Origin of the sequence: Streptomyces roseolilacinus (assembly GCF_014649335.1) — a bacterium.
GTDB lineage: Bacteria > Actinomycetota > Actinomycetes > Streptomycetales > Streptomycetaceae > Streptomyces > Streptomyces roseolilacinus.
Window position 1 is genome coordinate 460,609 of record NZ_BMSV01000002.1, and the last position, 25,280, is coordinate 485,888.

Sequence of the window (25,280 nt, forward strand, 5' to 3'; positions counted from 1 at the left end):
AGTCGCGGTGTCAGCCTGCTGTTTCCGATCCTTCTCACGGACAGGCTGGCGCCGCTCCTTTTCGCTGCTGCCGCCCCCGCATTCCGCTGCGATGGTGATTTAGTCACCCTGATGGCGGCACGACTCGTTTCGTGCGCCGTTGTCCGGCCGGGTGTGCGGTTACGTTTCGGTTCCCGCTTACTCGCGGGCACGTCAACGACTCGACCTTGTGGAGGTCATCATGCGCAGAAAAGGTATGGCGCTGCTCTCTCTGACCGCTGCGGCTCTTCTGGTGGGCGGAAGCAGCGGCACGGCGCACGCGAACGAAGCTTCCAAGTTCGACAACGACACGCAGATCCTGTCCTGCCTCGTCCTGGAGGTCCTGGACATCCCGATCCTCTCCTCGGCGAACAATTCCATCGACTGCTCGGAGAACCACAGCTACGAGAAGAAGGAAAAGGTCACCATCAAGAAGTAAGAGGGCCGGGCTGACACCACTCGGTTGGAGCAATACCCCTGCAGGTCGAGCTTCGTTTTACTGATTGGTGATGGTCGAAGATGGCACTCATGCCTTGATGGATCAGTGCCGTGACGGCAGACATGACCATGTTCCGGCGTCGTGGCCGAGCCCGGCCGAACAATCCGGTCGACGGCTCGCCACTTCGCCGGAACAACGACATGAAACCTCTCAGACTCAGAAGGAAAAGAGAAGGATGAAGCTCAAGAGCGCCCTCGCCTGCACGTTCGCTGCTCTCGCCGTCGCTGGTGGTGCCGCCGGGACCGCGCAGGCGGCCGATGACGACACGACGAAGTTCGAGAACGACACGCAGGTCCTCAGCTGCGACGTCGTCGAGGTCATCGACATCCCGATCATCTCGGCCGCCAACAACAACATCGACTGCTCCGAGAACGTCAAGGAGGAGGAGAGCGAGTCGGTGCACATCGTGGACGAGGACAACGCCCACGCTGCCGCGGTTCTCCTCCCGCGCAACCGCTGACCGTGCGGCTCGCCCGCCTCACCCTTCGTTGAGGAGGCGCCGAGCCGTTCACGACGCCCAGCCGCCCCGTGACTCCGTCCGGGGCGGCTGGGCTGCTTGGGCGGGTACGACGACCGGCCGGCCGCCCGGCCCGCGGAGCCGGCCGGTGCCGGCCGGCCCTCCGCCGCGGCAGGGGTGCGGGGCCGGCGGCACCCGCCACCGGCCCCGCGGCGCGGGACTCCCGCCGGGCTACTTCAGGTAGGGGCCGGCGGCCCCGATCCTGCCGGTGCCGTTCAGGACGTGGACCCGCAGGTTGCCCTTGCCGGGCGCGGCCACGGTGAGCTTGCCGGCGGTGACCACCTGCGTGTCACCGGTCACCGCGTCGGTGTAGGTGCCGTCGGGGATCCCGGTGTAGGTGGCACCGTGGGTGACGGTGACCAGCGCGAAGCTGTCGGTGCCGCCGGCGGTGTAGCGCCGCTTGAAGGCCATCTCGCCGGTGACGCCCTCGGTGGAGTACTGGCCCATCTGCAGGGCGGGGATCGCCCGGCGGATCTCGTTGAGCCGCTGCACGTGCTTGACCAACGGCTTCTGGAGCGTGGTGGCGACGGCGCCGGTGGCGGAGTCGACCTTGGAGAAGCCGGACGCCTTCACGTCGCCCGCGACGTGGTCGCCGTAGTAGGCGCGGCCGGTCGTGGCGAGCGGGCAGGTGGGCCCGCAGTCGATCTTCTTGCCGGCCTGGAACTCGATCTCCGATCCGTAGAAGAGGGTGGGGATGCCGCGGAAGGTCCACATCAGGGACATGTTCTCGGCCCAGGCGTCGGTGCCGCCCGTGTAGCGCTCGCTGCTCTTGTTGGGACCGTAGTCGTGGCTGTCAACGTAGACGACGTTGTACGTGGCGTCGTGGTAACTGTCGTCGGAGTCCTTGCCGTTGTGGAAGGCGTTGCGGGCGTCACCGAAGTTCATGTGCATGCGCATGTCGATGACGTTCATCCCGGAGAACCTGCTGCGGTCCGGGGCGTGGTAGGCGTTGCCGTCGAGGAAGGCGTTGGTCGACGTGGGCTGGTTCGCCGGGCCGGCCTGCTGCTCGTGGTCGTACATCTCGAGCGCGGCCCTCCCGTCGTCGGCGCTGTACTCCTTGCGTTCCTTCCAGGTGTAGAACTGGGCGGAGTGGTTGACCGAGCCGCGGTTCCACTTGTCGTTGACGAAGGCGGCGACCTCGCCGAAGACGAAGAAGTTCCGCGCGGCCTCGGCCCCGTGCCGCTGGGTGACGCGCTCCTGGATGGCGGGCAGGAAGCGCCGGTTCCAGGTCGTGCGCGGGATGTGGACGGCCGTGTCGACGCGGAAGCCGTCGACGCCCATGTCGATGTACTTGTTGTAGGCGCCGATCAGGTGGTTCTGCACCTGCGGGTTCTCGGTGTTGAGGTCGGCGAGGTCGTCGTGGAGCCAGCAGGAACGCGAGTCCTCGCCCTCCCAGTTGCCGATCCAGCAGTTGTGGTAGAGCGACTTGGGGAACATGCCCGAAGTGGGGCTCGGCCACTGGCAGTTGCGGATGCGGTAGCCCTCCGGGGACGTCCCCTGGGGCTTGCCCCAGTCGACGCAGGTGTTCCCGGCCGGTTCCGCGGTGGACCACAGGTCGCCGTTGTAGTACGACTTGCCGCTCTTGGGGTCGACGGTCAGCCCGTCGTACTCGAAGCCGGGCTGCTTCTCGTCGTAGTACCAGCTCCACTGGCTGTCGCGCACGCCGTGGACGGTGGGGACGAACAGGCCCTTGGAGCCCCAGCGGGAGGAGTGGTTGTAGACGACGTCCTGGTAGATCTTCATGCCCTTGGCGTGGGCGGCGTTGATGAGGTCCTGGTAGGAGGCGCCGGCGGACTCCAGGCGCGGGTCGACCCGGTGGAAGTCCCAGCCGTGGTAGCCGTGGTAGTCGTAGTCCGAGCGGTTGAGGACCACGGGGGTGATCCACACGGCGGAGAAGCCGAGGCCCTTGATGTAGTCCAGTTTCCGGACCAGGCCCTTGAAGTCGCCGCGGAACATCGGGTCGTCGTGGGCGGCGTTGCCGGACTTCTCGTGCTGGCTGCCGCCGCGGTTGTTCGTCGTGTCGCCGTCGTTGAAGCGGGCGGTCAGGACGAAGTAGATCGGGTCCTTGCGCGGGTCGGTGCCCAGCGGTCTGCCGGGCGCGGAGGCCGGGGGCTCGTCCCCGGTGGCCGCCGTGGCGGCGGCGGAGGCCGCGGAGACGTTGCCGGCCGCGTCCAGGGCCCTGACCGTGTAGGTGTAGGCGGTCCTCTCCTCCAGGTTCGTGTCGGAGAGGACGGTGGAGCCGACGTCGGTCACGACGCTGCCCCTGGTCCCGCCGGTGCGGGTGACCTGGTACGAGGTGACGCCCCTGTCGTCGGTGGACGGCTCCCAGGTCAGCACGACGGACACCCCGTCGGGCTTCGCGGTGACCCGGGTCGGGGCGGTCGGCGCCCTCGTGTCGGGGGCCTCGGCGGCGCAGGGGTCGGCGGCGTTCGGGGTGACGGTGTTGTCCTGGACGGTGGTGAGGCCGGTGGTCAGGGCGTAGTCGGCGCCCTTGTTGTTGTCCCAGACGCCGTTGCCGTTGTTGAACGCCGCCTTCATCGAGACCGCCGTGCCGAGGTCGACCTCCTTCTTCCACCAGCCGGCGCACGCCGTCTGCATGCCGACGCCGGGCACGGCGGTCCAGGAGCCGCCGGCGGGCTGGTAGTGGAGGTTGGCGGTGGACCAGCCGAGGGTGCGGGTGGAGTAGTAGACCGTGGCCTTGCCGCCGCCCGGCGTGGGGGCGGGGGTCGGGTCCGGGCCGGTGCCGGCGCAGGGGTCGGAGTGGGCGACCGTGCCGTCCTTGACGGTGACGCTCCCCGTGCCGAGGTCGTAGTTCCTGCCCCCGTTGTTGTCCCAGGTGCCCGAACCGTCGGTGAAGGTGGCCCGCAGGCCCCCCGCGGCGCCCAGGGTGACGGTCTTCTTCACCCAGTCGGTGCAGGCGGCCTCCATCCGCACGCCCGGCGCCGTGGTCCAGGAGCCGCCGTCGGGGGCGTAGTGCAGGTGGTACTGGGCCCAGTTCTTCGTCTTCGTGTAGTAGAAGACGGTGGTCGTGTCGTCGACCGCGGCGACCGGCGCGGTCGGGGGCGAGGCCGTGCCGCCGCCCGCGGCGGCCACCAGCCCCAGGACGCCGCAGGCGGCCACCGCGGCGGCCAGGGGCCGTCCGGGCAGGTGTGTGGGGGTGCGTTTCATGCGTGTCTCCAGGGAAGGCCGCGGTGGCACCGCGGCGGCGGGCACTCCAGGCGCGCCGTGTCAGCGCCTGTCCGGCCGCCTTCTCCCTGACGCGCCTCAGGGCCCGCGTGCGGGGGGATCCGCACGGGAAGGGCGAACGGAAACTTTCTGAAATTCCTTTCAAGACCGGGAAGTTACTCGGGGCAGGGGAGGCCGTAAAGGGGTTGGACCGGGAATCGCGGGGCGGGGCGCCGCACCGTCCTCCCGGCGGACCGGCCCCTCCGCAGTCCGGACGGCCGGAGCCGTGGGCCGGTGGGAGCGCGCGGGAGTATTCCCGGCGGCCGCGGGCATCCGCAACGCGTGGAGACCTCCGACGACAAGCTCCCGCGCGCGGCGGCCGCGCGCCACAGGCCCTCGTGGTGGTTCACCGTCCCCGCCGCCCTGCTGACCCTGGTGGTCCTGTTCACCGTGGCGGGGCGGTTCGGCCTCGTGTCGGGGTGGGGCGACCTCTTCGGCGAGGAGACCCGGGACCGCTCCGGGCCCGCGCTGCTCCAGTCGATCCAGGACCTCAGCCGCTACGAGGGCGCCGCGGGCTCCTACCAGATCGTGGTGGACCTGGAGAAGGACGCGAAGTTCCTGCCGGACGCCCTGCGCGGCACCCGCACGCTGTACGTGGCGGCCGGCACCGTCGGCGCGTACGTGGACCTGGGGAAGGCCGGCCCCGAGGACGTCACCGTGAACGAGGAGCGGACGTCCGCCGTGATCCGGCTGCCGCACGCCGTGCTGGGCGCGCCGGCCCTGGACCCGCAGCGGTCCTACGCGGTGTCCAAGCAGCGCGGACTGCTGGACCGGCTCGGCGACCTGTTCTCCGACAACCCGAACGACGAGCGCGCGGTACAGCGGCTGGCGGCGCAGCGCATCGGGGAGGCCGCGGGCGAGAGCGGGCTCACCGGACGCGCCGAGCGCAACACCACCGCGATGCTGAAGGGCCTGCTGGGTTCCCTGGGGTTCCGGCAGGTGACGGTGACGTACGGCTGAGCCGGCGGCGCCGGAGGCGTCACTGCCCGCCGCCGTCCGCCGCCGGGCGTAGGCTGCGAACCGGTTCGGCACGACGGCCGGACCGGGCCGAACGAGGAGGAAGACCCATGTCCAGGCCCCCGCTGCCGGAAGAAGCCGTCGCCCTGCTGCGCAAGCCGAACCCGGCCGTGCTGGCGACCCTGCGGTCCGACGGCCAGCCGGTTTCGACGGCCACGTGGTACCTGTGGGAGGACGACGGACGGGTACTGGTCAACATGGACGAGGGCCGCAAGCGGCTGGGCCACCTCCGCAGGGACCCCCGGGTGACCCTCACCGTGCTGGACGAGAAGTCCTGGTACACCCATGTGAGCCTGATCGGCCGGGTGGTGGAGATGCGCGAGGACGAGGGCCTGGCCGACATCGACCGGCTGTCCCGCCACTACCTCGGCACGCAGTACCAGCAGCGGGACCGCGGCCGGGTCAGCGCGTGGATCGACGTGGAGCGCTGGCACGGCTGGGGCGCGCTGAAGGACCACCACCAGCCGGGCTGACCGCGCGGGAACGAAGGCGCGCGGCCCGCGCGCCCCGGGCAGGGGCCGCCGGAGTCGTACGCGCCCGACGCGCGAGGGCTCAGGCGGCGGGCGCGGCGGTGAGCACGGCCGCGTGGACGGCCCGGGCCAGACGGGCGCCCCACAGCGAGCGCGGCCCGGCGAAGGCGTGGGCCTCCTCGCCGGGCCGTACGGCGCGCGCGGCGACGCACACCGCGTCGGTGGGCGTACCGGAGCAGTCGTGGCCCGCGTCGAGCAGGGCCTGCACCTTCGCCTCGGTGGCCGTGGCCACGGCGTTGACCAGCGCGGCGTCGGTCAGCGCCACCGGGAGCGCGACGACGATGTTGACCGTGCCCGGCCCGGCCGGCACGGCCGCGCCCCGATCGGGGGAGGCGGCCCACCCCCGCACTCCGAGCCCCGCGGTGGCGACGGCGTCGACGCCGCCGTCGTGCCCGCGGCCGTACTCCGAGACGTCGGCGGCCGTCATCAGCCCGACCCCCGGCCCGTGCGCGCCGGCCTCACGGGCGAGCCGGGCCAGGTGGCGTTCCGGGTCGGTGCGCCGGTAGCCGTGGGACACCTGGGCGTTGAGGACCCAGGCGCGTTCCCCGATGCCTCCGCCCAGGACGGCGCTGCTGATCATCCGCCAGCCGGTCCCCGCCCGCCACAGCAGGGCGTGCAGCCCCTCGCCGTCCTCGACCCGGGTCGCCCGCTGCACGAGCAGCGGACCGGAGGCGCTTCGGGTCGGGGGGACGGCGGTGGGCACGGGGCACTCCTCGCGGGGGGACGGAACCGGCTGATCGTACGCGAGGTCCCGTACGCGCCCGTCCGCCGGCGTACGCCCGGCCCGGGTCGTCCCACCCCCCGACGGCGTCCGCCGCCCGCCGCCCCGGACCGGGGCGGCGGGGCCGCTCCGGAGTCAGGGGCGGGGGCCGACCGTCCTCGCACCGTCGCGGACGGCGATGGCCAGCGCGGGGCAGGAGTCCGCCGCGTCCAGGGCCCGTTCGTCCTCGGGGATCTCCGTCCGGACGGGTTCGGCGTACGTCCCCTCCAGCCGGAACAGGTCGGGGGCGAGGGCCGCGCACATGCCCGACCCCATGCACAGTCCGGGATCGACGCCGACCTTCCAGGCCATCGGCGTCACCACCCCACCGGCATCTCGCGCGGCCCGCGGACCAGCATCTGGTTCTTCCACACCACGTCGCCCGCGAGGTGCAGGCCCGGGAAGCGGGCCAGCAGCGCCAGCAGCGCCTCCTGCAGTTCGAGGCGGGCCAGGGGAGCGCCGAGGCAGTGGTGGACACCGTGACCGAACCCGAGGTGCTGCACCCCCGTGCGGGTGATGTCGAGCCGGCCGGGCGCGGTGAACTTCAGCGCGTCGCGGTTCGCCGCCCCGACGGCGACGAGGACCGGCTCCCCGGCGCGTACGAGGGTGCCGCCCACCTCGATGTCCTCCGTGGCGTACCGGGGGAAGGCGGCCCCGCTGCCCAGGGGCACGAACCGCATCAGCTCCTCCACCGCGCCCGCCACCAGCTCCGGCCGCTCCCTGAGCAGGGCGAGCTGGTCCGGGTGCTCCAGCAGCGCGTAGACGAAGTTGGGGATCTGGCTCGCCGTGGTCTCGTGTCCGGCGACCAGGAGGCCCACGCACAGGTCGACCAGTTCCCGCTCGGTGAGCCGGTCGCCCGTGTCACGGGCGTCGATCAGCCCGGTCATCAGGTCCGGACGGGGGTTCTCCCGGTGGTCCTGGATCAGCCCGGCCATGTAGGAGCGCAGTTCCTCGCGGTTGCGGACGGCCTCGTCCGCGGTCAGCGAGCTCGTCGACAGGGCCGCGTCGCTCCACACGCGGAACCTCGGGCGGTCCTCCTCCGGAACCCCCAGCATCCGGCAGATCACGGCGACGGGCAGGGGCAGGGCGTAGTGCTCGACGAGGTCCACGGGCGGGCCCGCGGCCTCCAGGTCGTCGAGGAGACCGTGCGTCAGCTCCCGCACCTGCGGGCGGAGCTTCTCGACCTGGTGCATGGTGAAGGCCTTCGCCACGAGGGTGCGCAGGCGGGTGTGCTCCGGCGGGTCCATGCCCAGGATGCCCGCCTCCTGCTGTGCCTCGGACTGGCGGGGTTCGTCGTGCCGGACGGCTTCGGCCCGGCTGAAGCGCCGGTCGCCGAGGACGAAGCGGGCGTCGGCGTACCGGGTGGCCAGCCAGGCGGGCTCGCCGTAGGCCATACGGACGCGTAACAGGCCCGGCTGTTCCAGCGCCTTCGCGTACGCGTGGGCGAGCTCCAGTCCTTCGGGCTCGTTGAACGGATAGGCCACTGGTGTCTGCTCGCGAGCGGTCGTCACGGGGAAACCTCCCTGGTGTAAGCAGCTGCTTACCAACCTAGAGTTGGCCTCGGCGGCGGTCAACGGCGCCTCCGCGCCCCCGTCTCGGGGAGTGGAGCGGCAGAAGAGGGGGCGGCTGGGTGGAGGCCGAGGGGACGGAGGCCGGGGCGGCGCGCCCCGGACGCGGCGGGGCGGCCCGGGACCGGGCGGGCGGTGGGTCGACGCGGGAGCGGCTGCTCGTCGCCGCGTCCGAGCTGTTCGCCGAACGCGGGTACGAGCGGGCGACCGTCCGGGACATCGCGGCCCGCGCGGGCGTCAACCAGGCCCTCCTCTTCCGCCACTTCGGCTCGAAGCGCGCCCTGTTCGGCGAGGCGGTGGCGCGCGACGGCCTGGAGCAGCTGCGCACCACCTCTCCCGACCGGCTCGTGGAGGTGATGCTGTCGAGCATGCTCACGCCCCCGCCGGATCGGGACGGGCACACGACCGGGGCCGCCAGGTACCTGGAGACGCTCCTGCGGTCGGTCGGCGCGCAGGACGAGGTGACCGCGGCGGTCACGTCCCTGGGCGCCGACTACGCCCGCGCGCTCGCCGCGCTGAGCGACACCGACGACAGGGCGCTGCGCGCCGACCTCGTCCTCTCCTGGCTGCTGGGCATCGGGCTGATGCGCGTCGTCCTGCGCAAGCACCCCCTGGCCGACGCGGACCCCGCCGAGGTCACCCGCCTCGTCACCGACGCCCTGACCCACCTCCTGGGCGGCTCCGCCGCCACCCGCCCCCCACCCGGCTGACCCGCCCCGCGGCGCGCGCCTCCGCCCTCGGGGCGCCCCGTACCCGAGGGCGGGTTCGGGCGGACACGCGGCGGGAGACGTCCCCGGGGCCGGGACGCCGGTCCCGCTCCGGCCGCCCGGTCCGCGCACGCCGCGGCCGGTGGGATCGCGGCGTGCGCGCCCAGCGGTCCGGGAGCACGGCCGGCGGGGGCGGGCCGGCGCCCCCGTGCGATGCTGGCGTGCATGATCCTGGAGGACCTGGTACGGCTGCGTCGGGCTCGGGACGTGATGGACCGCGACTACGCGCGGCCGCTGGACGTCCCGGCGCTGGCGAGCGTGGCCCTCATGTCGCCCGGGCACTTCTCCCGCAGCTTCCGCGCCGCGTTCGGGGAGACGCCCTACGGCTACCTGATGACCCGTCGCGTCGAGCGGGCGAAGGCGCTGCTGCGGCGGGGCGACATGAGCGTGACCGAGGTCTGCTTCGCGGTCGGCTGCACCTCGCTGGGGTCGTTCAGCTCGCGCTTCACCGAGCTGGTCGGCGAACCCCCGAGCGTCTACCGGGCCCGCCGCCACGAGGCCGGCGCCGCGATCCCGGCGTGCGTCGCCAAGGTCCTCACCCGGCCGGTCAGGAACGGCGGCCCGGTCGGGAGAGGCGACCCGGCGGGGAAGGGCGGCCCGGTCGGGAAGGGCGGCCCGGCGGGGACCGGGGAACCGGTCAGGATCGGAGAAGCGGGATCCGGCGCCGCCTCGTAGCGTCGGCGGCATGGACATCAACCTTTCCCAGTGCTTCGTCGCCGTCGACGACCACGACAAGGCGCTCGCCTTCTACCGCGACGCCCTCGGCCTGGAGGTACGCAACGACGTCGCGTTCGAGGGGATGCGCTGGGTGACCGTCGGCTCACCCGCGCAGCCGGACGTGGAGATCGTGCTCGAACCGCCGCTCGCCGACCCCAACGCATCGCCCGCCGACCGGCGGGCGATGGCGGAACTGCTGGCCAAGGGCATGCTGCGGGGCGTGATCTTCGCCACCGACGACTGCGACGCCGCCTACGAACGCGTCAGGGCCGCCGGCGGGGAGGTGCTGCAGGAACCGATCGACCAGCCCTACGGCGTCCGCGACTGCGCCTTCCGCGACCCGGCCGGCAACATGATCCGCCTCACCCAGTCCCGCAAGCGGTGAGGACCGCCCGCGAAGGCCCCGGCCGGCCGCCGCACGGGGTCAGCGGGACGCGACCACGACCGTGATCGTCTTGCCGCCGTCCTCCGCCGTGATGGTGATGGCGGTGCTGAGGCGCTGGATGAGGGGCCATCCGTAGCCGCCGGGGACGGCGGCGCCGTCGCGCGGGGTGGTGCGGGGCAAGACCGGCGAGCGGTCGGTGACGCTGATGCGGATGGCGTGCGCGTCGAGCGCGGCGTGGAAGCGGGTGACGCCGCCGCCGTGCCTGAGGGCGTTGGTGACGAGCTCGGAGGTCACCAGGAGGATGTCGTTGACCGCGGTCTCGGACGGCGGCGGGCCGACCCCGGTGGTGAGGAGGTGGCGTACGTGATCACGTGCCGCCGCCGCGGTGGTGGGACGGTGCGCGCGGTTCGTCGCGACGTCGGGGACCGCCATGCCCTCCTCCACTCCTGTCGTCTCCTCGTCGTGCCGGTCCGTATACCCGCTGCGGGCGGATCCCTCCGCCCGCAGCGGCGGGGCGGGCATCGCCTACCCCTCCCCGTGGCCGTCGGCGGGCATCGCCCGGGCGGCCGAGGCGGCCGCGGTCACCGAGTCGACGAGGGTGAAGGAGCGGACCGTGTCGGTGACCTCCAGCAGCCGGAGGACCGACGGGTTCGGCTGGGACAGGAACAGCGGGACCCCGGCGGCCCGGTGCTGGCTTTCGGCCCGGAGGAGGGCGTGCAGGAAGGACGAGTCGGCGAAGGTGACCTGGGACAGGTCGAGGACCGTCCCCGCGGGGGCGTCGTGGGGGAGGGGGGCGAGCGCGCGGGCGAGTTCCTCGGCCGTGTCGAAGTCGAACTCGCCGCTGACACGCACGATCCGCACACCGGCGGTCACCGCCGTCAGGACTTCGGGTTCGTCGCTCATCGCGGCATTATCCCACCGGTGCCCGCCGGGCCTCCCCGGCGGGGGAGCCGGGCGGTCGGGGTGTCCGTGCCGCCGGCCGCACCCGGGGACCCGCGTGTGGACATCGCGTGCCCGGGTCCTGTGGGGGGTGTGCAGATGTGACGTGGAGGCGGGAACGGCCGGTCCGGTCTCCGCACCGGCTTGATAGTCCGGCGGCACCTGCGGGATGGTGGGAAGCCTTGTCCTCCAGCGGAAGGTGGTGAGGCCCGTCTCCCGGGTCTCCACTCATGACGACTCACGAGGGCATCAAGCCCCTGCAACCAGGTCCCGCGCACGGCGTCGCCACTTCGTGGACGCACGCACCGTACCCCGCCCTCGTCGCGGACGAGGCCGGCGGGATCGTGCAGGTCAACGACGCCGCGGCAACCCTGTTCCCGGGAGCGGTCCCGGGCACCCTGCTCGACGACACCGTTCCCGGATGGCTCGCCGACGCGCACCGCGGTCTCGCCCGGCGCGGCGGCGGGGACGGGGTGCCGGGCCGCACGGTCAGCGGCCGGCACGGCCCCCTCGTGCTGGAGGCGCACCCCACGGTCGGTGTGGACGGGGGCGTGGTGTGGTGGCTGACCGACGACACCGACCGGCTCCTCGCCGAGCGGGCCCTGCGGCACGAGCAGGAACGGACCGCTTTCCTCGCCCAGGCGTCCACGCAGTTGCTGGCGTCGCTGAACGTACGGCGCTGCATGGAGGTGGCGGTGGAACTGGCGGCCGAGTACCTGGCGGACGCCGCGGTCCTGGTCGCCCCGCCCAACGGCCGGCACCACCCGCTGGCCGGCTGCGTCGCCGGGCAGGCGCCGGAGCACCGGATGATCCGTGTCGACCCCGCCGAGGTGCCCGGTCTGAGCGAGGCACTCCAGGGCTTCCCACCCGTCCCGTCGCGGTGGATCGACCCGGCGTCGCTGCCCCCGTGGGCGGTTCCGGACGGCTTCGAGGGCCGGGCGGGCTCCGTGGTCGTCACCCCCCTGCCCGGCCACGGGGTGCCGGCCGGGGCGCTGATCCTGCTGCGGCACGGTGACCGGGCGGCGTTCGACGCGGCCGAGGAGGTCTTCGCGGGCCTGTTCGCGGCACGCGCGGGAGCGGCGCTGTCCGCGGCCCGGCTCTACACCGAGCAGGCCAGGATCACCGCCACCCTGATGGCCGACCTGCTGCCGCCTACCCTCACGCAGATCCGCGGAGTGGAGTTCGCCGGGGGCTACCGGCCCTCCCAGGACACCGAGCGGATCGGCGGCGACTTCTACGACGTGCACCCCGCCGCCGAGGAGGGCCAGGAGACCCTCGCCGTCCTGGGGGACGTGTGCGGCAAGGGCCTGGAGGCGGCCGTCCTGACCGGGAAGATCCGCAACACCCTCCAGGCGCTGCTCCCCATGACCGGTGACCACGAGCACGTGCTGCGGCTGCTCAACCGGGCCCTGCTCAGCAGCCGCCACTCGCGCTTCGCGACCCTGGCCCTGGCCTCCGTCGTACGCCGCGGCGGCAAGGTCCGGCTCCGGCTGACCAGCGCGGGCCACCCGCCGCCGCTGATCGTCCGGCACACCGGCGAGGTCGAGCAGGCCGACACGAGCGGCACCCTCATCGGCGCGCTGCCCCACGTCCGGGCCACCACCGCCCACGTGGAGCTGGCGCCCGGCGAGACGTGCCTGCTGTACACCGACGGCATCACCGAGGGCAGGGGAGGCCCCCTCGGTGACGTCATGCTCGGCGAGCGGCGGTTGAGCGCGACGCTGGCCGAGTGCGCGGGGATGCCGGCCGAAGCGGTCGTCGAACGCGTCCAGATGCTCGCCACCGAGTGGGTCGGGGGCAATCCGCACGACGACATGGCGCTGCTGGCCATCACCGCCCCCAACCGGGCACAACTCACTGCCGTAGACGGACGAACTCCGGGCAGGTACACGGCATGACGCAGAGGGACACGGAAGCCGGAGCCGGCCGCGACCCGGACGGCCGCCTGGCGAGGGCGCGCACCGAGTTGTGGCGGGCGGTACAGGCACGGGACGAGCACGCCGCCCGGCTGGCGGTCTTCGGCCTCCTGGACGGCGGGGCCACGGCGGAGAGCGCGCTGCTCGACGTCATCGCCCCGGTGCAGGCGAAGGTGGGGGCCGAATGGGCCGCGGACCGCATCAGCGTCGCCCAGGAGCACGCGGCCACCGCCATCCACGACCGGATCATCGCGGCGATGGCGCACCGCGACCCGCCCCCGGCGGCGCGTGCGGCGCGGGCCGGGGCGGTGGCGGTGACGATCGCCTGCGTGGACGGCGAATGGCACGCCCTGCCCGCGAGGATCCTGGCCGAGGTGCTGCGGGGCCGCGGCCACCGGGTGGACTTCCTCGGTGCCCAGGTCCCCACCCCCCACCTGGTGGCGCACCTGCACCGGACCGCGCCGGGCGTCCTCGCCCTGTCCTCCTCGATCCCGACCCGGCTGCCCCAGGCGCACACCGCCGTCACCGCCGTCCAGGCCATAGGGATCCCGGTGCTCGCCGGCGGTGCCGCCTTCGGCCGCGACGGCCGCTACGCCCGCCTCCTCGGCGCCGACGCCTGGGCGCCCGACGCCCGCGCCGCCGCGGACCTCCTCGACCGGGGTGTGCCGCGGCCGTTCCCGGCGGGACCCCGGCAGGTCGGCGACGACCTGCCGCACCTGACCGACCAGGAGTACACCCTGGTCACCCGCAACAAGCGCCAACTGGTGAAGAACACCCTCGCCGGGCTGGAGGAGCGGCTGCCCGGGATGCAGGCGTACACCGACGCGCAGCGGGAGCGGACCGCCGAGGACATCGCCCACATCGTCGACTTCCTCGCCACCGCCCTCTACACCGACGCGGTGGAGGTGTTCACCGACTTCATCGGCTGGACCGGTGACGTCCTCGAAGCGCGACGCGTCCCCGCGACCGCCCTGCTGCCCGGGCTCGACGTCCTCGGTGAAGAGCTGAAGGACTTCCCCCGGGCCCTGGACTTCCTCGCCCGCGGCCGGGACGTCATCGACGCCCGCGACCCCCGTCCCCCGATCCCCCTCACTGGAACACCGGCATGACGACCCTGCCCGACGAATCCTTTCGGCTCACCGTCACCACCAGCGGCCGTGAGCTGCGCATCGCGTTGACCGGCGACCTCGACTACGACACCGCGGACGCCCTGATGCGCACCGCGCGAGAACGCCTCGCCGCGCGTCCCGCCCCGGACGCCCTGCACCTGGACTGCGAGAGGCTCACCTTCTGCGACTCCATGGGCCTCGCCACGCTGCTGATGATCCACCGCGTCTGCGCCGGCACGGGCACCGCCTTCCACCTCCACGACCGCCCGGGCTTCCTGGAGCAGTTGCTGCGGCAGACCGGCACCCTCGACTACCTGGCCTGCCCGGACCACGCCGCCGACCAGGACGCGGAGATGCACACCCACCCACCGCAGCAGCCCTGACCGGGGCGCGCCCCTGACCGGCCACCCGTGCCCCCCGTGCCGTCCTCTCCCACGGGGGGAACCGCCGCCGGCCCGCCCGGCGTGATCACCATCATGAGGCAGAGGGAAGAAGCGGGGCGCGTCCTGGCCCATCTGGCGGTCGTCTGGCTGGTCGGCTGCGCCCTGACGGGCCTGCAGACGCAGGTGGTGCTCGCCGCCCTCTTCGCGGGCGGACCGGCTCACCTCGCCGTGGCCCTCGCCGTCTCGGCGCCCCTGGGGGCGGCCGTGTTCGCGGGGCTGGGCACCGCCGCCCGCCCGGTCGTACCGTTCATCCGCCGGCCTCGCGGCCTGTGGGTGTGGGCGGTGGGCGTCCACGTGCTCGGCACGGTCGGCGCGCTCGGGGCCGCCGTGGCGCACTTCACGATCAACGAACCGGGGGACGGCCTCCTCTACCTGACCGGGGGCGCCTGCTACGTCCTCGCGGCCGCGCTCTTCCTCCCGGGCCTGCGGGTCAAACTGGGCGCGCTCGGGGCGGCGGCCGTCCTCGCCGCCGGCGGGGTGTACGCCGTCCGGGACGCCGCGCAGCCGCCCCCTCTCGACGAGTGGATCACCGCCAACGGCGTGGACCGCGCCCTGCTCCGGGTCGGCGATCCACCACCGGGCTACGCACTGCGGGTCCTGGGCGCGAGCGGGGACGGCTTCGGCGCCGACTACGAGCGGTCCCGCTCGGCAGGGCTGCACCTCGGCGTGGAACGCGCGGGACACGACACCCGTCGCGCCGACGCACGTGGCTGCCCCGTGCCCTTCGGCGAGCCGATCCGCTGCACGGACGACGGCGGGGGCCGCCAACTGGTCACGTACGAGGGCGACCACGAGCGCCGGGAACTGCGGCTGCGCCGGGACGGCCTGGTGTACACCGTGTCGATGGAGGGCTCCCACCCCGACCTGTCGGCAGCCCGGCACGTCCTGTCGACCCTCAGGCCGGCGACCGACGCCGAGCTGGCCGGCCTGCCGCAGCCGCGGGGGCGCCGCTGAAGGGACGCGGCAGGGGACGGGGAGGGGCGGGCGCGGGAGCCACGGGGTCCTCCGGACGGGTGCGTGAGGGGCACGGGTGCTCCGTGAACGGGACCGGTCCGGCCGCGTCACGGCCCCCGCGGGAGCAGTCGGTGAACACGCGTTCCCGCCGGGCCGGTGCCTCCTGTGGGGGAGCGCCAGGGCGCCGCCGTACGGGACCGCCGCCGCCCCGCCGGTCACCGGGCCCGCCCCGGTCAGGCGAAGGCGGGCATGATCTGTTCGTGGATGAGGCGCAGTTGGGTGTCGACGTCCGCCACCCCGTCCAGGTCCCGCCCGGTGAACGCCCGCACCAGCCGGCGGTCGGTGACGGCGCAGATGACGTGGTTCACGCCGCTGGGGGCGATCTGGGTGCGGATCTTCTCCGCGCACTCGTCCGGGGTGCCCGCGACCGACAGCCGTTCGGCGATCCGCGGCGTGGTGAGCTCGATGCCCCTGGCCAGGTCACCCGCGGCGATCGCCTGGACCACGGGCTTCAGTTCGAGGGGATCGACCCCGTTGCGGAGCAGCTGCTCCTCGGGCATGGAGGAGGCGTAGATGCCCACCATGCTGCGCGCCGCCTCCTTGGCCCGCGCGGAGTCGTGCCCGGTGGCGAACACCACCCAGGCGCCGATGTCCAGGGAGCGCCAGTCCTTGCCCGCCCGCTCGGCCCCCGCCCTGATGTGGCGGACGGCGTACTCGTAGGCCTCCGCGGTGTAGCTCAGCGCGTGGTGGCACCCGTCGGACAGCTCGCCGGCCGCCTCGAAGGACCTGGGGCCGCGCATCGCGCCCAACTTGAGGGGCACCCGCTGCTGGACGGGCCGGGCGAAGGTGAACAGCCCCTCGTAGGAGTAGAACTCGCCGCGGTGGGTGATGGCGCCCTCGTCCAGCATCGTCCGCACCACGTGCAGCGCCTCCTTGACCCGGGACAGGGGGCGGGTGCGCGCCCAGTCGATGCCGTACTGGGCGAGCAGCCCGAAGTTGCCGCTGGACAGCACGGCTTCCGCGCGGCCTCCCGAGAGCTCGTCGAGCGTGGCCAGCGCCTGCGCGATCAGCGTCGGCTCCCGCAGGGTCACCGGGGAGACGCTCGGGCCCAGACGGATGTTCCGGGTCTGCCCGGCGGCGACGGCGAACAGCAGCCACAGGTCCTTGTGCCAGGTCTCGTCGGCGGCGTAGCAGGCGTGGAAGCCGAGCTCGTCGGCGAGCCTGATGGACGCCAGCGAATCCTGCAGCGGGTAGTCGGGCAGCAGCGCGTAACTGAACTTCATGAGCGTCTCCGTTCGTCCTCAGCCGAGCGGTCAACGAGTCAGTGTCCAGTCAGTTTCGCAGCCCACCGGTGCCTGTCCAGGTGCCCGCCGGGCGGTGGGGGCCGTGGGCGCACCCGTTCGGCCCCGGGAGCGGACGGAGCCGGGTGGGCGCCGTCCGCTCCCGGGGGCGGAGCGGCGCGGACGGCGTGCCTCCGATGGTCCGGTGTCCGGCGGGGCGGGCCGCGGACGCGGCGGCCGCCGCCGGTCGCCGTGTCACCGGGCGACGGCCGCCACGGTCGCGGGGTCCTCGCCGGTCAGTTCCACGATGCGCTCCAGGGGTACGCCGGCCGCCACCGCCCGGCCGAGCAGGGCGTCGCGGCCGTCCGCGTACTCCCGGTAGGCCCGGAGCTGGTTCTCGATGTCGGCGCGTGCCTCCGGGGCGTTGTGGTGCCGCAGCCGGCTCAGCTCCTCGTCGCTCAGGGGGACCGGCAGCCGCTCCGCCCCGTCCGGGATGGCGGCCGTCTCCTCCGGCGGCACCAGCCGCAGCTGCGGGGAGGTCACCGTGACGCCGTACGCGTCGAGCCACGCCCGCACGGCGGGGGTCTCCAGGCACGCGAGGTCGCCGACGGAGGCCGGCGGCACACCGAGTGGTGTCGTCGTGTCGTCCAGCAGGAACAAGTAGGCGTCATCGGTCACCTGCGGCTCCTCGGGTAGGTGGTCGGGGTGGTCGCCGCTCTCTTACCCCGCCGGGGCCGGATCATCGTCGGTGGGGGCCGTCCGTCACACCGGTGGCCGCCGCCTCCCGGGTGCCCGCCCGCCGCGCCGGGGCGCGGGCCCGGTCGGGCCGGTCACGTGCCGATGACCGCCAGCGACGCCCACAGGGCGAGGGTCGAGGCGAGCAGGGCGGCGGGGACGGTGAGCAGGCCCAGGAGGGTGAACTCCTTCAACTCGACCGTATGGTCGTGGTGGTGGGCGATGCGCCGCCACAGCAGGGTGGCCAGGGAGCCCGCGTAGGTGAGGTTGGGGCCGATGTTGACGCCCAGGAGGACGGCCAGGACCGCGCCCGGCCCGGAGGGCGCGGCCAGTGGGACGAGGGCGAGGACGGCCGGCAGGTTGTTGATCAGGTTCGCGAGCAGGGCGGCCAACGCGGCGGTGCCCAGCAGCGCGGGCAGCGAGGCGCCGTCGGGCAGCACGGCGCCGAGGGCGTGGCCGAGCCCGTTGTCCACCACGGCCCGTACGACGACGCCGAGGGCGAGGACGAAGGCGAGGAACGGCAGGGCGGCGGAGCGCACGACCGCGGCCGGGGTGGTGCGGCGCCGGGCCAGGGCGCGGCCGGCCATCACCGCCGCGCCGGCCGCCGCGGCCCAGGCCGGGTCGACGTCGATCGCGGAGGCCACCGCGAACCCGCCCAGCGTCGCGGCCACGGTCACCAGCGCGAACAGCGGCAGCTCCGGCGGCTCGGGCTCCTCCACCGGCTCGGCGGGCGCGTCCAGGTCGGCGGCGAAGAAACGGCGGAAGACGGCGTACTCGACGGCGATGGCGGCCAGCCACGGCACCAGCATCAGCAGCGCGAAGCGGGTGAAGGTCAGCCCCGTGGCGGTGAAGGCGAGCAGGTTCGTCAGGTTCGACACCGGCAGCAGCAGGGAGGCGGTGTTGGACAGGTGGGCGCTCGCGTAGACGTGGGGACCCGGCCGGGCACCCATGCGGGCGGCGGTGGCGAAGACCACCGGGGTCAGCAGCACGACGGTGGCGTCCAGGCTGAGCGCGGCGGTGATCAGCGAGGCGAGGGCGAAGACCGCGCCGAGGAGCCGGCGCGGCCGGCGACGGGACCGGCGGGCCATCCAGGTGCCGCAGGCGTGGAAGAGCCCTTCGTCGTCGCAGAGCCTGGCGAGCACCAGGACCGCCGCCAGGAACCCGATCACCGGACCGAGCCGGGCGGCCTCCTCCCGTACGTCCTCCAGCCCGACCGCGCCGGTGGCGACCACCAGGGCGGCGGCGGGTACCGCGAAGGCCGCCTCCGGCCAGCGGAAGGGACGGACGACGGCGCACACCAGCACCACGGCCAGCGCGGCGACGGACGAAGACTCGAGCAGCATGACCCCGATCATCCGGGCCGCCCCGCCGTCCCCGCCCGCCGGGGGCCCGGGGACGGCGGTGGCCGGCCTCCGGGCCGCGTGGGCGCGCGTCCCGCGCGACGGGCGGGGCCGCCGCGAGCCGGCGCCCGCCGCACGGGACCGGAACCGTCACCGCGGGGCGATCCCGGCCGAACGCGCCGAAGAGGGATCTTCCGGGCGTCATGACATCGGGGGACGGGGGTACACGACCGTCTCCGGTAACGGAAGCCCACGGCTCCCCGACGGGGCCGCACCGACCCACAGGAGGACTTTCCGCATGTCGCAGGTCGAGGAATCCATCACCGTCAACGTCCCGGTCCGCACCGCCTACGACCAGTGGACCCAGTTCGAGACCTTCCCCCAGTTCATGGAGGGCGTGGAGCGGATCGAGCAGCGCACCGACACCCTCACCCACTGGACCACCAACGTGAACGGCACGGAGCGGTCGTTCGACGCCGAGATCACCGAGCAGATCCCCGACGAGCGGGTGGCCTGGACGACCGTGGGCGGTGACGTGAAGCAGGCCGGCGTCGTCACCTTCCACCGCATCGACGACGCCACCACCAAGGTCATGCTCCAGATGGACTTCGACCCCGACGGCTTCGTGGAGACCGTCGGCGACAAGCTCGGCTTCGTCAAGCGGCAGGTCACCGGCGACCTGGAGCGGTTCAAGTCCTTCATCGAGAGCCGCGGCACCGAGACCGGCGCGTGGCGCGGCGAGGTCTGACCGTCCCCGCACCGGCGGCGCCACCCCCCTCCGGCGCCGGACGGGCGCGGCGCGTGCGCGGGCGTCACCCGGTCGGCCGGGTGGCGCCGCCGCGCGTGGGGCCGTCCGGGGACGTGCTGCCGGGCTGCGAGATCCCGGTCATGGCGTCGCCCACCTGGCCGGGCCGCCCGTCCTCCGTCGCGCGACAGGTGCTCGAACGCATGGACGCGATGCTGTCGGAGACCGACGGCCAGGGGCAGCCCGTCGCCAACGACCGCGTCGCGGGCGTGGTCGCACCGGCGACGAGGACGGCGCCCACCACCTCATCAGCGAGCTCGCCGGGGCGCCGGGGACATCGGCCACACCGTCCCGGGCCAGGCGTGGACGTACCGGCACCCGGACCCCGACCACCCGGACGACGAACGCGGTCGCGACTGGTCGCACAAGACGGGGCGCGCCATGGCGGCCGACCCGCACGGCGTCGCCGCGGCCCTCCGGGCGAACCCACTGCGAACGCCCCGGGTTGACACCGCCCGGCGGGGGCGCCGTGACCGCGCCCGCCGACCGGACGGCGGATGCCCCGCCCGGCGGACGGGTCAGTCGACGTCGCCGTTGAGGTACTCGGTCAGCGCCTGCCCGGGCCGCAGGACCGCCGTCCCGTTCTCGAGGTGGAAACTGCCGAAGCCCATGAGGCTGACGGACTGGTCCCGCCGGAGCGCCTCGGCCAGGGCCCCGGCGTCCGCCACCGTGCCGAACAGGGCCTCCAGCACCCGCTCGACGTCCTCGGCCGAGACCTGGCCGCCGTGCTCCGCCGTCTTGCGGGCCGTTGCCTCCGCCAGCGCTGACCTGTCCACGAGCAGCTCCAAGTTCCGACACCGGATGCGGGTTGGCCGCGGCCGCCGGAGCGGTCACGACCCTTCGACGCTAACCGCAGGACCGCCCGGTCCGCACAGCCGGAGGCCACGCGGCGCGGCCGAACGGGGCACCCGGCCCCTCGGGCCCGCTCCGGCGCCACCCGTGTCCGGTGCGGTCGGGGGCGAGCGGTCCCACCCCGGCCGCCGGGAAGCAGTCGGCCGATCACGGCCCCGGCGCGCGGCGGGACCCGCCCGGCGGAGCGGCGCGGCGACCGTGTGGACGGGGTGATCCCGGGCAGGCGGCAAGCGACGCCGACCTTGAGGAGGTCACGTGTTCGACGAATTCACGCTGACGCGGCGCGAGGGGGACGGAGCCCGGTTACGGGTGCGGTACGGCGGCGGCGGCCCGGCGGTGCTGCTCCTGCACGGACACCCCCGCACGCACGCGACCTGGCACCGGGTCGCCCCGCTGCTGGTCGCCGCCGGGTACACGGTCGTCTGCCCCGACCTCCGCGGCTACGGAGGGTCCTCCAAGCCCCCGACCGACCCGGAGCACCGCCCGTACTCCAAGCGCGCCATGGCCGGGGACTGCCTGGCGCTGATGCGCGGCCTGGGACACGAGCGGTTCGCCGTCGTCGGCCACGACCGGGGGGCGTACGTGGCCACCCGCCTCGCCCTGGACCACCCGCAGGCCGTCTCCGCGCTGAGCGTGCTGGACGCCGTGCCCATCGGGGAGGCGCTGCGGCGCTGCGACGCGAGGTTCGCCGCGCGCTGGTGGCACTGGTTCTTCCTCGGACAGACCGCCAAGCCCGCCGAGCGGGTCATCAACGCCGACCCGGACGCCTGGTACGAGGCCGCGGAGCAGGCGGGGCGGATGGGCGCCGAGGCGTACGAGGACTACCGCCGCGCCATCCACGACCCGGCCACCGTGCACGCCATGTGCGAGGACTACCGGGCCGGCCTGGGCGTCGACCGGGAGCACGACGACGCCGACCGGGAGGCCGGACGGCGCGTCGCCTGCCCGGTGCAGGTGCTCTGGGCGACCGGTGACGACATGGTCGACCTCTACGGCGACGTCCTGGGCGTGTGGCGGGAGTGGGTGAGCGGCCGTCTGGAGGGCGGCCCGATCGAATCCGGCCACCACATCGCCGAAGAGGCACCCGAGGAACTCGTCCGGGAGCTGTGCGGGTTCTGGCGGCCCGGGGGAGGAGCCCCGGCCTGACCCGCCGTGAGCGGAGCCGGCGGGCCCCAGCCGCGGGGACCCCGTACGCCCCCGGAGCCGGCCCCCGGGCCGCGGCGCGAGCGCTGTCCGGGGCCGGGCGCCACCGCACGACGGATGCCCGAACCGGCCGCCCTCCCCGCCCCCGGACCTCCGGTCCTCCGGCCCCGTCCCCGCCCGGGACGGGGCCGGAGGGCTTCACGGGACGATCCGCCGGCGCGGGACCGCCGGTTGCGGGGCGGTCGGCCCTCCCCGGACAGCGCGGGACCGGCGGGCGGATCAGGGAAGCGGAGACCGAAGTCAGGAAGTCCGTCGTGGAGCGCGGTTCCGGGGACGCCCGGAACCTCCAGGACTTCGCCCACGGGCCGATCACCTACGCCGCCCTCTCCGGCGGGCAGGGCTGTCTGCGGCTCTCCGGCTTCGGCGGGCATGTGGGCGAGGACACCCCCCACGCCGGGCAGGACCTTCGACGGCGCGGGCATCCCGCCGCATTTCACTGAAGCGGTCTTCACCGAGGAGGAGTTCGACACGAGGAGGGACTCGGCCTTCGGCAAGGCGGCGAACGCGCTGCGCGACCACGGCGGCACACCGGGTCCAGGGGCGGGCTCACGGTTCCGGCGGGTCCCGGTCCTCCCCGGCGTGGGGGAGGGCCGTGTGCCCCTCCGCCCAGTTGTTCACCCAGCCGCACACCCCGCACGCGTACCGGCCGTTCAGCCCGGACACCTGCGACCCGCACGCCGAACACATCGTCGTCGTGATCTCCGGTGTCGTCTGCGTCGCCGTGGCCGGTTCGCGTTCCGGTTCCCATCTACTGGTCATCGCCGCAAGAACCTACCCGTGTCGGAGGGGGCGACACGCTCGACCAACCGCATGCCTGAGAGCACACCCAGCCGCCACCCTGCTGTAACGCGGGTGCACCGCAACGTTGGCAATTCACCAGCGATCCTCCATCCGGGCTACGCCGACCGTTCACCGGGCTCGGTGACCAGACTCCCGTGGATGGTGCGGCCCGGGGAAGGCGCATATGAGAAACACTTCCCGGCACCGGGCCGCTTCCGGCCGGTCACGCCGCCGGGCAGCCGTCCCCGGTCTCCCGGGACACCGGGCGGGGATCTCCCCGGCCCCCTCGCCCCTCTCCGGTGCGGTTGCGGGGGCGACAGCGCCCCCGACCCCCGCCCGTCGCCCGGGGACGGCCGTTCGGCCGGGCTCCCGGGGAGCCTCCCGGGGGGCGACCGCCCCCCGCGCGGCCCGGCCGGTCTCCCCGATCGGCCGGGCCCTCCCGCCGCGTGCTTCGGCGCGGTGCGGCCGGGTGCCCGGTTCACCCGTCGCCGGCCCCCGTGGAGGAGCGCCGGTACCGTGTGACGGCGAGAACGCCGCCCGCGAGGGCGAGCACGGCGAGGGCCAGGGCGATGCTGACCCAGCCCTCGGTGTCCCAGTACACGTCCTCCAGGCTGATCAGCAGTGCCGCCTCGTCCAGGACCAGGGCCAGACCCACCCCGTAGGCGAGGCCCATCCACGCGCGCGCCCGCGCGGAGCGCTGGACCAGGCCCGCCACGCCGACGGCCGCGAGCACCAGGATGCCCCACACGTAGTGGTGGATGTGCACCCCGCCCGCCTGGACGTCGCCCAGCCCCGCCACGTCGATGTGGATGAGCCAGGTGAGCAGGCGCATCCCGCCGAAGGCGAGGGCGAACCCCCACCAGGCCAGCACCAGGCCGCGGCGCTCCGGGGAGATGCCCGGCAGGACACGCGCCCAGGGCGAGGGCCGGCCGTCACGCTCGGGCCGCGTACGGGTGGAGGTCCTCGGCGGTCTCACCCGCGTCCTCCCGCGGCGAACGCCCTGACCAGCGCGGCCACGGCGTCCGGCGCGCTGTAGTGGGCCGCGTGCGCGGCGCCCCGGACCTCGGCGACGTGCCCGTCGGCGACCGTGCGCGCCACCTGCCGTACCCAGGAGCCGGAGGCGAGGGGATCGCCCGCCCCGCGTACGACGAGCGTCGGCGCCCGGACCCGGGCCAGGTTCACCTCGAACGACTCGGCCGCGTCCCGCAGGGCGTGACGGAAGGACGCGGCGAAGCGCAGGGGACCGGTCAGCAGGTAGTCGGCCGTCGCCATGGCGAGCAGGGAGAGCGGTTCGCGGGGCGCGTCCGCGAGGAGCTGCCCCGCTTGGCGCCAGCCGGACGCGCCCGGGTCGAGCGCCGGGCCGACCAGCACCGCCCTGCGCACCACACGGGGGTGGCGGGCGGCGAGGGCCGCGATGACCTGGCAGCCGACCGAGTTGCCCACGAGCAGGCACGGCCCCAGGGAGAGTTGCCGGTGCCAGTGGGCCATCGCGTCGGCGAGCGCCCCCACGTCGGGCATGCGGCGTACGGCGGCCCGCGACCGCGCGTTGCCCGGCAGGTCCGGGACGAACACGCTCGCCCCGCCCGCCGCCAGCCGCCGTGCGAGCGGCACGAAGTACCGCCCCGAGAGCCCCAGCCCGTGCACCAGCACCATGGCCGGAACCCCCTCGCGCGGCGAAGGCCCGAAGCGGCGGGTGAAGAGCCCGGCGTGCCTGGTCTGTTCCATGCGTCCACTATCGGGCCCGCCGGGGCCGACCGCGGGGAAGCGCCGTGTGTCGGTCCCGGACCCCGTCCGCTCCCGGCCGCCTTCCGGCCGCTTTCCCGGGCCCGCGCCGCTCCTCGCGCGCCCGTCGCGCGCCGACGCGCCACCCCGCCGACGCGCCGCCCGCCGCCGGTGAGCCGGGCACCGCCGACGGCCGAGCCGGTCGACGCGCCGGGGCGGCGTCCGGTGGAGCCCCCGCCCCTCCGGGGACGAGGGGCGTTCGCGGTGAGTGTTCCGCTCAGGCCGAGGCGTACCGCTGCAGACCCGCCCGCACGTCGTCGACGGTCATCACCGGGAACGCCTCGATCGTGGCGTTGAGCCGGGAGAAGAAGGGTTCGGAGATGCTCGGGAGCTGAGAGGGGTCCTCCAGGTCCATGACGATGAACCCGGTGCGCACCCCCTTGTGCGGGCCGAAGTACGCGGCTTCCGGCCGCAGTCGCTCCATCGCCGACTGCATGAACTGCTCCATCTCGTTGTCCCTGATCAGCTCGCTGGCCTTCTGCGTGTCCATGTGGATCACCAGCATCATCCTCATGAGGGCCTCGTTTCTCTCGGAGGTGGGCCGCTTCAGTCTGGGAGCGGTGCGACCGGTGTGCACTCGGACCGGGGCGTTCGGGGGAGAGCGCGCGTACGGGGACCCGTCGCCGGTCGGCGTCCGGTCCGGAGCACGCCCCCGGCCGGCCGCCGTGTCCGGGAGCCGGCCACCCGCATGGTTCCGGACGTCCGGGACCGGCGACACTGGGGCGGGACACGCCGGTTCTGCCCCTGGAGCTTCCGATGAGCGATCAGCCGTCCCCCGCCGCCGAGACCGCCGCCCAGCGCCGGGCCGTCGCCTGATGACCCCGCGGAACGGCCCCCGCCGCGCCCGCGTCGCCTTCTCCGACTCCGCGGCCGGGCAGTTGGAGGACATCACCACCGAGGCGGAGATCCACGCCCTGGACCGTGCCCTGGTCGTCATCTCCGTCGACCCGGGGATCGGCGAGCCGATCCCCGGCGGGGCCACCGGTCCGCAACTGCGCCAGTACACCGACGAAGTCGAGTCCGTGCGGGTCCTGTACTCCGTGACCGCGCTCAGGACCGTGGTGGTCGTCGCGTACATCGAGGTGTAGCCCGTACCGCCCGTCGCGGCGGCCCGGGTCCCCTCGCCCGTACCGCCGCGC

29 protein-coding genes and 1 pseudogene are annotated in these 25,280 nt (G+C 74.2%); 16 read left to right on the top strand and 14 right to left on the bottom strand.

Annotated features, from left to right (window positions below):
* Positions 1-271 precede the first annotated feature (271 nt).
* Both IE106_RS06190 and IE106_RS06195 read left to right on the top strand, forming a co-directional pair.
* Complete coding sequence (locus tag IE106_RS06190; protein ID WP_189530622.1) at positions 272-457, top strand: hypothetical protein; 186 nt, start codon at positions 272-274, stop codon at positions 455-457.
* A gap of 235 nt (positions 458-692) precedes the next feature.
* Positions 693-977: a hypothetical protein gene (locus IE106_RS06195; RefSeq protein WP_189530625.1), complete on the top strand. Its 285-nt coding sequence runs from the start codon at positions 693-695 to the stop codon at positions 975-977.
* 228 nt (positions 978-1,205) lie between these two features.
* Here the strand turns inward: IE106_RS06195 and IE106_RS06200 are convergent, their stop codons facing one another.
* Positions 1,206-4,202, bottom strand: coding sequence for a carbohydrate binding domain-containing protein (locus tag IE106_RS06200; protein WP_189530628.1), 2,997 nt, complete (start codon positions 4,200-4,202; stop codon positions 1,206-1,208).
* Between the two features lie 339 nt (positions 4,203-4,541).
* Between IE106_RS06200 and IE106_RS06205 the strand changes: the two genes are divergently transcribed.
* Complete coding sequence (locus tag IE106_RS06205; protein ID WP_189530631.1) at positions 4,542-5,219, top strand: DUF4230 domain-containing protein; 678 nt, start codon at positions 4,542-4,544, stop codon at positions 5,217-5,219.
* Between the two features lie 107 nt (positions 5,220-5,326).
* Complete coding sequence (locus tag IE106_RS06210) at positions 5,327-5,749, top strand: PPOX class F420-dependent oxidoreductase (protein WP_189530634.1); 423 nt, start codon at positions 5,327-5,329, stop codon at positions 5,747-5,749.
* Positions 5,750-5,828: 79 nt separating this feature from the next.
* Here IE106_RS06210 and IE106_RS06215 read toward each other — a convergent pair whose 3' ends face one another.
* The 3 genes from IE106_RS06215 to IE106_RS06225 all read right to left on the bottom strand — a co-directional run bounded on the left by IE106_RS06215 (position 5,829) and on the right by IE106_RS06225 (position 8,077).
* The gene (locus tag IE106_RS06215; protein ID WP_189530636.1) at positions 5,829-6,509 is read right to left on the bottom strand and encodes an adenosylcobinamide amidohydrolase; all 681 of its coding nucleotides are present in this window, start codon (positions 6,507-6,509) and stop codon (positions 5,829-5,831) included.
* A 153-nt stretch (positions 6,510-6,662) separates the two neighbouring features.
* Positions 6,663-6,878: a ferredoxin gene (locus IE106_RS06220; protein ID WP_189530638.1), complete on the bottom strand. Its 216-nt coding sequence runs from the start codon at positions 6,876-6,878 to the stop codon at positions 6,663-6,665.
* 5 nt (positions 6,879-6,883) lie between these two features.
* Positions 6,884-8,077 carry a cytochrome P450 gene (locus IE106_RS06225; RefSeq protein WP_189530640.1) on the bottom strand — a complete coding sequence of 398 codons (1,194 nt, stop codon included), beginning with the start codon at positions 8,075-8,077 and terminating at the stop codon, positions 6,884-6,886.
* Positions 8,078-8,196: 119 nt separating this feature from the next.
* Between IE106_RS06225 and IE106_RS06230 the strand changes: the two genes are divergently transcribed.
* The 3 genes from IE106_RS06230 (at position 8,197) to IE106_RS06240 (ending at position 10,003) form a co-directional block, all read left to right on the top strand.
* Positions 8,197-8,844, top strand: a complete 648-nt coding sequence (locus tag IE106_RS06230; RefSeq protein WP_189530642.1) for a TetR/AcrR family transcriptional regulator — start codon at positions 8,197-8,199, stop codon at positions 8,842-8,844.
* A gap of 222 nt (positions 8,845-9,066) precedes the next feature.
* Complete coding sequence (locus tag IE106_RS06235; protein ID WP_189530644.1) at positions 9,067-9,576, top strand: helix-turn-helix transcriptional regulator; 510 nt, start codon at positions 9,067-9,069, stop codon at positions 9,574-9,576.
* Between the two features lie 10 nt (positions 9,577-9,586).
* Positions 9,587-10,003 carry a VOC family protein gene (locus IE106_RS06240; RefSeq protein ID WP_189530646.1) on the top strand — a complete coding sequence of 139 codons (417 nt, stop codon included), beginning with the start codon at positions 9,587-9,589 and terminating at the stop codon, positions 10,001-10,003.
* Positions 10,004-10,042: 39 nt separating this feature from the next.
* Here IE106_RS06240 and IE106_RS06245 read toward each other — a convergent pair whose 3' ends face one another.
* Together IE106_RS06245 and IE106_RS06250 are read right to left on the bottom strand one after the other, a co-directional pair.
* On the bottom strand, positions 10,043-10,525 hold the full coding sequence (locus IE106_RS06245; protein ID WP_229840089.1) for an ATP-binding protein: 483 nt from the start codon (positions 10,523-10,525) through the stop codon (positions 10,043-10,045).
* A 3-nt stretch (positions 10,526-10,528) separates the two neighbouring features.
* Positions 10,529-10,906 carry an STAS domain-containing protein gene (locus IE106_RS06250; protein ID WP_189530648.1) on the bottom strand — a complete coding sequence of 126 codons (378 nt, stop codon included), beginning with the start codon at positions 10,904-10,906 and terminating at the stop codon, positions 10,529-10,531.
* A 266-nt stretch (positions 10,907-11,172) separates the two neighbouring features.
* Here IE106_RS06250 and IE106_RS06255 point away from each other — a divergent pair, with 266 nt between their 5' ends.
* The 4 genes from IE106_RS06255 (at position 11,173) to IE106_RS06270 (ending at position 15,364) form a co-directional block, all read left to right on the top strand.
* On the top strand, positions 11,173-12,840 hold the full coding sequence (locus IE106_RS06255) for a PP2C family protein-serine/threonine phosphatase (protein ID WP_189530650.1): 1,668 nt from the start codon (positions 11,173-11,175) through the stop codon (positions 12,838-12,840).
* The gene (locus IE106_RS06260; protein ID WP_189530652.1) at positions 12,837-13,967 is read left to right on the top strand and encodes a cobalamin B12-binding domain-containing protein; all 1,131 of its coding nucleotides are present in this window, start codon (positions 12,837-12,839) and stop codon (positions 13,965-13,967) included. Before IE106_RS06255 ends, IE106_RS06260 begins: the two co-directional genes overlap by 4 nt.
* Positions 13,964-14,350, top strand: a complete 387-nt coding sequence (locus IE106_RS06265) for an STAS domain-containing protein (RefSeq protein ID WP_189530654.1) — start codon at positions 13,964-13,966, stop codon at positions 14,348-14,350. The genes IE106_RS06260 and IE106_RS06265 overlap by 4 nt, the downstream gene beginning before the upstream one ends.
* 93 nt (positions 14,351-14,443) lie before the next feature.
* The gene (locus IE106_RS06270) at positions 14,444-15,364 is read left to right on the top strand and encodes a hypothetical protein (protein ID WP_189530656.1); all 921 of its coding nucleotides are present in this window, start codon (positions 14,444-14,446) and stop codon (positions 15,362-15,364) included.
* Between the two features lie 233 nt (positions 15,365-15,597).
* Here the strand turns inward: IE106_RS06270 and IE106_RS06275 are convergent, their stop codons facing one another.
* From IE106_RS06275 to IE106_RS06285, 3 genes are all read right to left on the bottom strand, one after another.
* On the bottom strand, positions 15,598-16,647 hold the full coding sequence (locus tag IE106_RS06275) for an LLM class flavin-dependent oxidoreductase (protein ID WP_189530658.1): 1,050 nt from the start codon (positions 16,645-16,647) through the stop codon (positions 15,598-15,600).
* Positions 16,648-16,899: 252 nt separating this feature from the next.
* A complete protein-coding gene (locus IE106_RS06280; protein WP_189530660.1) occupies positions 16,900-17,322 on the bottom strand; it encodes a DUF6003 family protein in 423 nt (140 codons plus the stop codon).
* A 152-nt stretch (positions 17,323-17,474) separates the two neighbouring features.
* Positions 17,475-18,722, bottom strand: coding sequence for an SLC13 family permease (locus IE106_RS06285; protein WP_229840091.1), 1,248 nt, complete (start codon positions 18,720-18,722; stop codon positions 17,475-17,477).
* Between the two features lie 295 nt (positions 18,723-19,017).
* On the opposite strand from IE106_RS06285, the gene IE106_RS06290 reads away from it, so the two are divergent.
* Positions 19,018-19,467: an SRPBCC family protein gene (locus IE106_RS06290; protein WP_189530664.1), complete on the top strand. Its 450-nt coding sequence runs from the start codon at positions 19,018-19,020 to the stop codon at positions 19,465-19,467.
* Between the two features lie 116 nt (positions 19,468-19,583).
* Positions 19,584-19,965, top strand: a pseudogene (locus tag IE106_RS30170) (flavodoxin family protein); the annotation flags it as partial.
* Between the two features lie 77 nt (positions 19,966-20,042).
* Here the strand turns inward: IE106_RS30170 and IE106_RS06300 are convergent.
* The gene (locus IE106_RS06300; RefSeq protein ID WP_229840093.1) at positions 20,043-20,300 is read right to left on the bottom strand and encodes an HU family DNA-binding protein; all 258 of its coding nucleotides are present in this window, start codon (positions 20,298-20,300) and stop codon (positions 20,043-20,045) included.
* A gap of 331 nt (positions 20,301-20,631) precedes the next feature.
* On the opposite strand from IE106_RS06300, the gene IE106_RS06305 reads away from it, so the two are divergent.
* Both IE106_RS06305 and IE106_RS06310 read left to right on the top strand, forming a co-directional pair.
* Positions 20,632-21,522 carry an alpha/beta fold hydrolase gene (locus tag IE106_RS06305; RefSeq protein ID WP_189530670.1) on the top strand — a complete coding sequence of 297 codons (891 nt, stop codon included), beginning with the start codon at positions 20,632-20,634 and terminating at the stop codon, positions 21,520-21,522.
* 311 nt (positions 21,523-21,833) lie between these two features.
* Positions 21,834-22,019, top strand: coding sequence for a hypothetical protein (locus IE106_RS06310; RefSeq protein ID WP_189530673.1), 186 nt, complete (start codon positions 21,834-21,836; stop codon positions 22,017-22,019).
* 106 nt (positions 22,020-22,125) lie between these two features.
* On the opposite strand, the gene IE106_RS06315 is transcribed toward IE106_RS06310, so the two are convergent.
* The 4 genes from IE106_RS06315 to IE106_RS06330 all read right to left on the bottom strand — a co-directional run bounded on the left by IE106_RS06315 (position 22,126) and on the right by IE106_RS06330 (position 24,655).
* Positions 22,126-22,338: a hypothetical protein gene (locus IE106_RS06315; protein WP_189530675.1), complete on the bottom strand. Its 213-nt coding sequence runs from the start codon at positions 22,336-22,338 to the stop codon at positions 22,126-22,128.
* 499 nt (positions 22,339-22,837) lie between these two features.
* Positions 22,838-23,335 (bottom strand): hypothetical protein, encoded by a 498-nt coding sequence (locus IE106_RS06320; RefSeq protein ID WP_189530677.1) that lies wholly within the window; start codon positions 23,333-23,335, stop codon positions 22,838-22,840.
* The gene (locus IE106_RS06325; RefSeq protein WP_189530679.1) at positions 23,332-24,084 is read right to left on the bottom strand and encodes an alpha/beta fold hydrolase; all 753 of its coding nucleotides are present in this window, start codon (positions 24,082-24,084) and stop codon (positions 23,332-23,334) included. The genes IE106_RS06320 and IE106_RS06325 overlap by 4 nt, the downstream gene beginning before the upstream one ends.
* A 274-nt stretch (positions 24,085-24,358) precedes the next feature.
* A complete protein-coding gene (locus IE106_RS06330; protein WP_189530681.1) occupies positions 24,359-24,655 on the bottom strand; it encodes a DUF3303 family protein in 297 nt (98 codons plus the stop codon).
* Positions 24,656-24,956: 301 nt separating this feature from the next.
* On the opposite strand from IE106_RS06330, the gene IE106_RS06335 reads away from it, so the two are divergent.
* Positions 24,957-25,229, top strand: coding sequence for a hypothetical protein (locus IE106_RS06335; protein WP_189530683.1), 273 nt, complete (start codon positions 24,957-24,959; stop codon positions 25,227-25,229).
* The last annotated feature ends 51 nt before the right edge of the window (positions 25,230-25,280 follow it).

Bases quoted from the DNA above. Each gene is read 5' to 3' on its own strand.
- IE106_RS06255 (WP_189530650.1), top strand. From the start codon at position 11,173: ATGACGACTCACGAGGGCATCAAGCCCCTGCAACCAGGTCCCGCGCAC.
- IE106_RS06330 (WP_189530681.1), bottom strand. From the start codon at position 24,655: ATGAGGATGATGCTGGTGATCCACATGGACACGCAGAAGGCCAGCGAG.
- IE106_RS06200 (WP_189530628.1), bottom strand. From the start codon at position 4,202: ATGAAACGCACCCCCACACACCTGCCCGGACGGCCCCTGGCCGCCGCG.
- IE106_RS06250 (WP_189530648.1), bottom strand. From the start codon at position 10,906: ATGAGCGACGAACCCGAAGTCCTGACGGCGGTGACCGCCGGTGTGCGG.
- IE106_RS06285 (WP_229840091.1), bottom strand. From the start codon at position 18,722: ATGCTGCTCGAGTCTTCGTCCGTCGCCGCGCTGGCCGTGGTGCTGGTG.
- IE106_RS06270 (WP_189530656.1), top strand. From the start codon at position 14,444: ATGAGGCAGAGGGAAGAAGCGGGGCGCGTCCTGGCCCATCTGGCGGTC.
- IE106_RS06275 (WP_189530658.1), bottom strand. From the start codon at position 16,647: ATGAAGTTCAGTTACGCGCTGCTGCCCGACTACCCGCTGCAGGATTCG.
- IE106_RS06265 (WP_189530654.1), top strand. From the start codon at position 13,964: ATGACGACCCTGCCCGACGAATCCTTTCGGCTCACCGTCACCACCAGC.
- IE106_RS06240 (WP_189530646.1), top strand. From the start codon at position 9,587: ATGGACATCAACCTTTCCCAGTGCTTCGTCGCCGTCGACGACCACGAC.
- IE106_RS06245 (WP_229840089.1), bottom strand. From the start codon at position 10,525: ATGCCCGCCCCGCCGCTGCGGGCGGAGGGATCCGCCCGCAGCGGGTAT.
- IE106_RS06315 (WP_189530675.1), bottom strand. From the start codon at position 22,338: ATGACCAGTAGATGGGAACCGGAACGCGAACCGGCCACGGCGACGCAG.
- IE106_RS06335 (WP_189530683.1), top strand. From the start codon at position 24,957: ATGACCCCGCGGAACGGCCCCCGCCGCGCCCGCGTCGCCTTCTCCGAC.
- IE106_RS06195 (WP_189530625.1), top strand. From the start codon at position 693: ATGAAGCTCAAGAGCGCCCTCGCCTGCACGTTCGCTGCTCTCGCCGTC.
- IE106_RS06290 (WP_189530664.1), top strand. From the start codon at position 19,018: ATGTCGCAGGTCGAGGAATCCATCACCGTCAACGTCCCGGTCCGCACC.
- IE106_RS06210 (WP_189530634.1), top strand. From the start codon at position 5,327: ATGTCCAGGCCCCCGCTGCCGGAAGAAGCCGTCGCCCTGCTGCGCAAG.
- IE106_RS06325 (WP_189530679.1), bottom strand. From the start codon at position 24,084: ATGGAACAGACCAGGCACGCCGGGCTCTTCACCCGCCGCTTCGGGCCT.
- IE106_RS06220 (WP_189530638.1), bottom strand. From the start codon at position 6,878: ATGGCCTGGAAGGTCGGCGTCGATCCCGGACTGTGCATGGGGTCGGGC.
- IE106_RS06260 (WP_189530652.1), top strand. From the start codon at position 12,837: ATGACGCAGAGGGACACGGAAGCCGGAGCCGGCCGCGACCCGGACGGC.
- IE106_RS06235 (WP_189530644.1), top strand. From the start codon at position 9,067: ATGATCCTGGAGGACCTGGTACGGCTGCGTCGGGCTCGGGACGTGATG.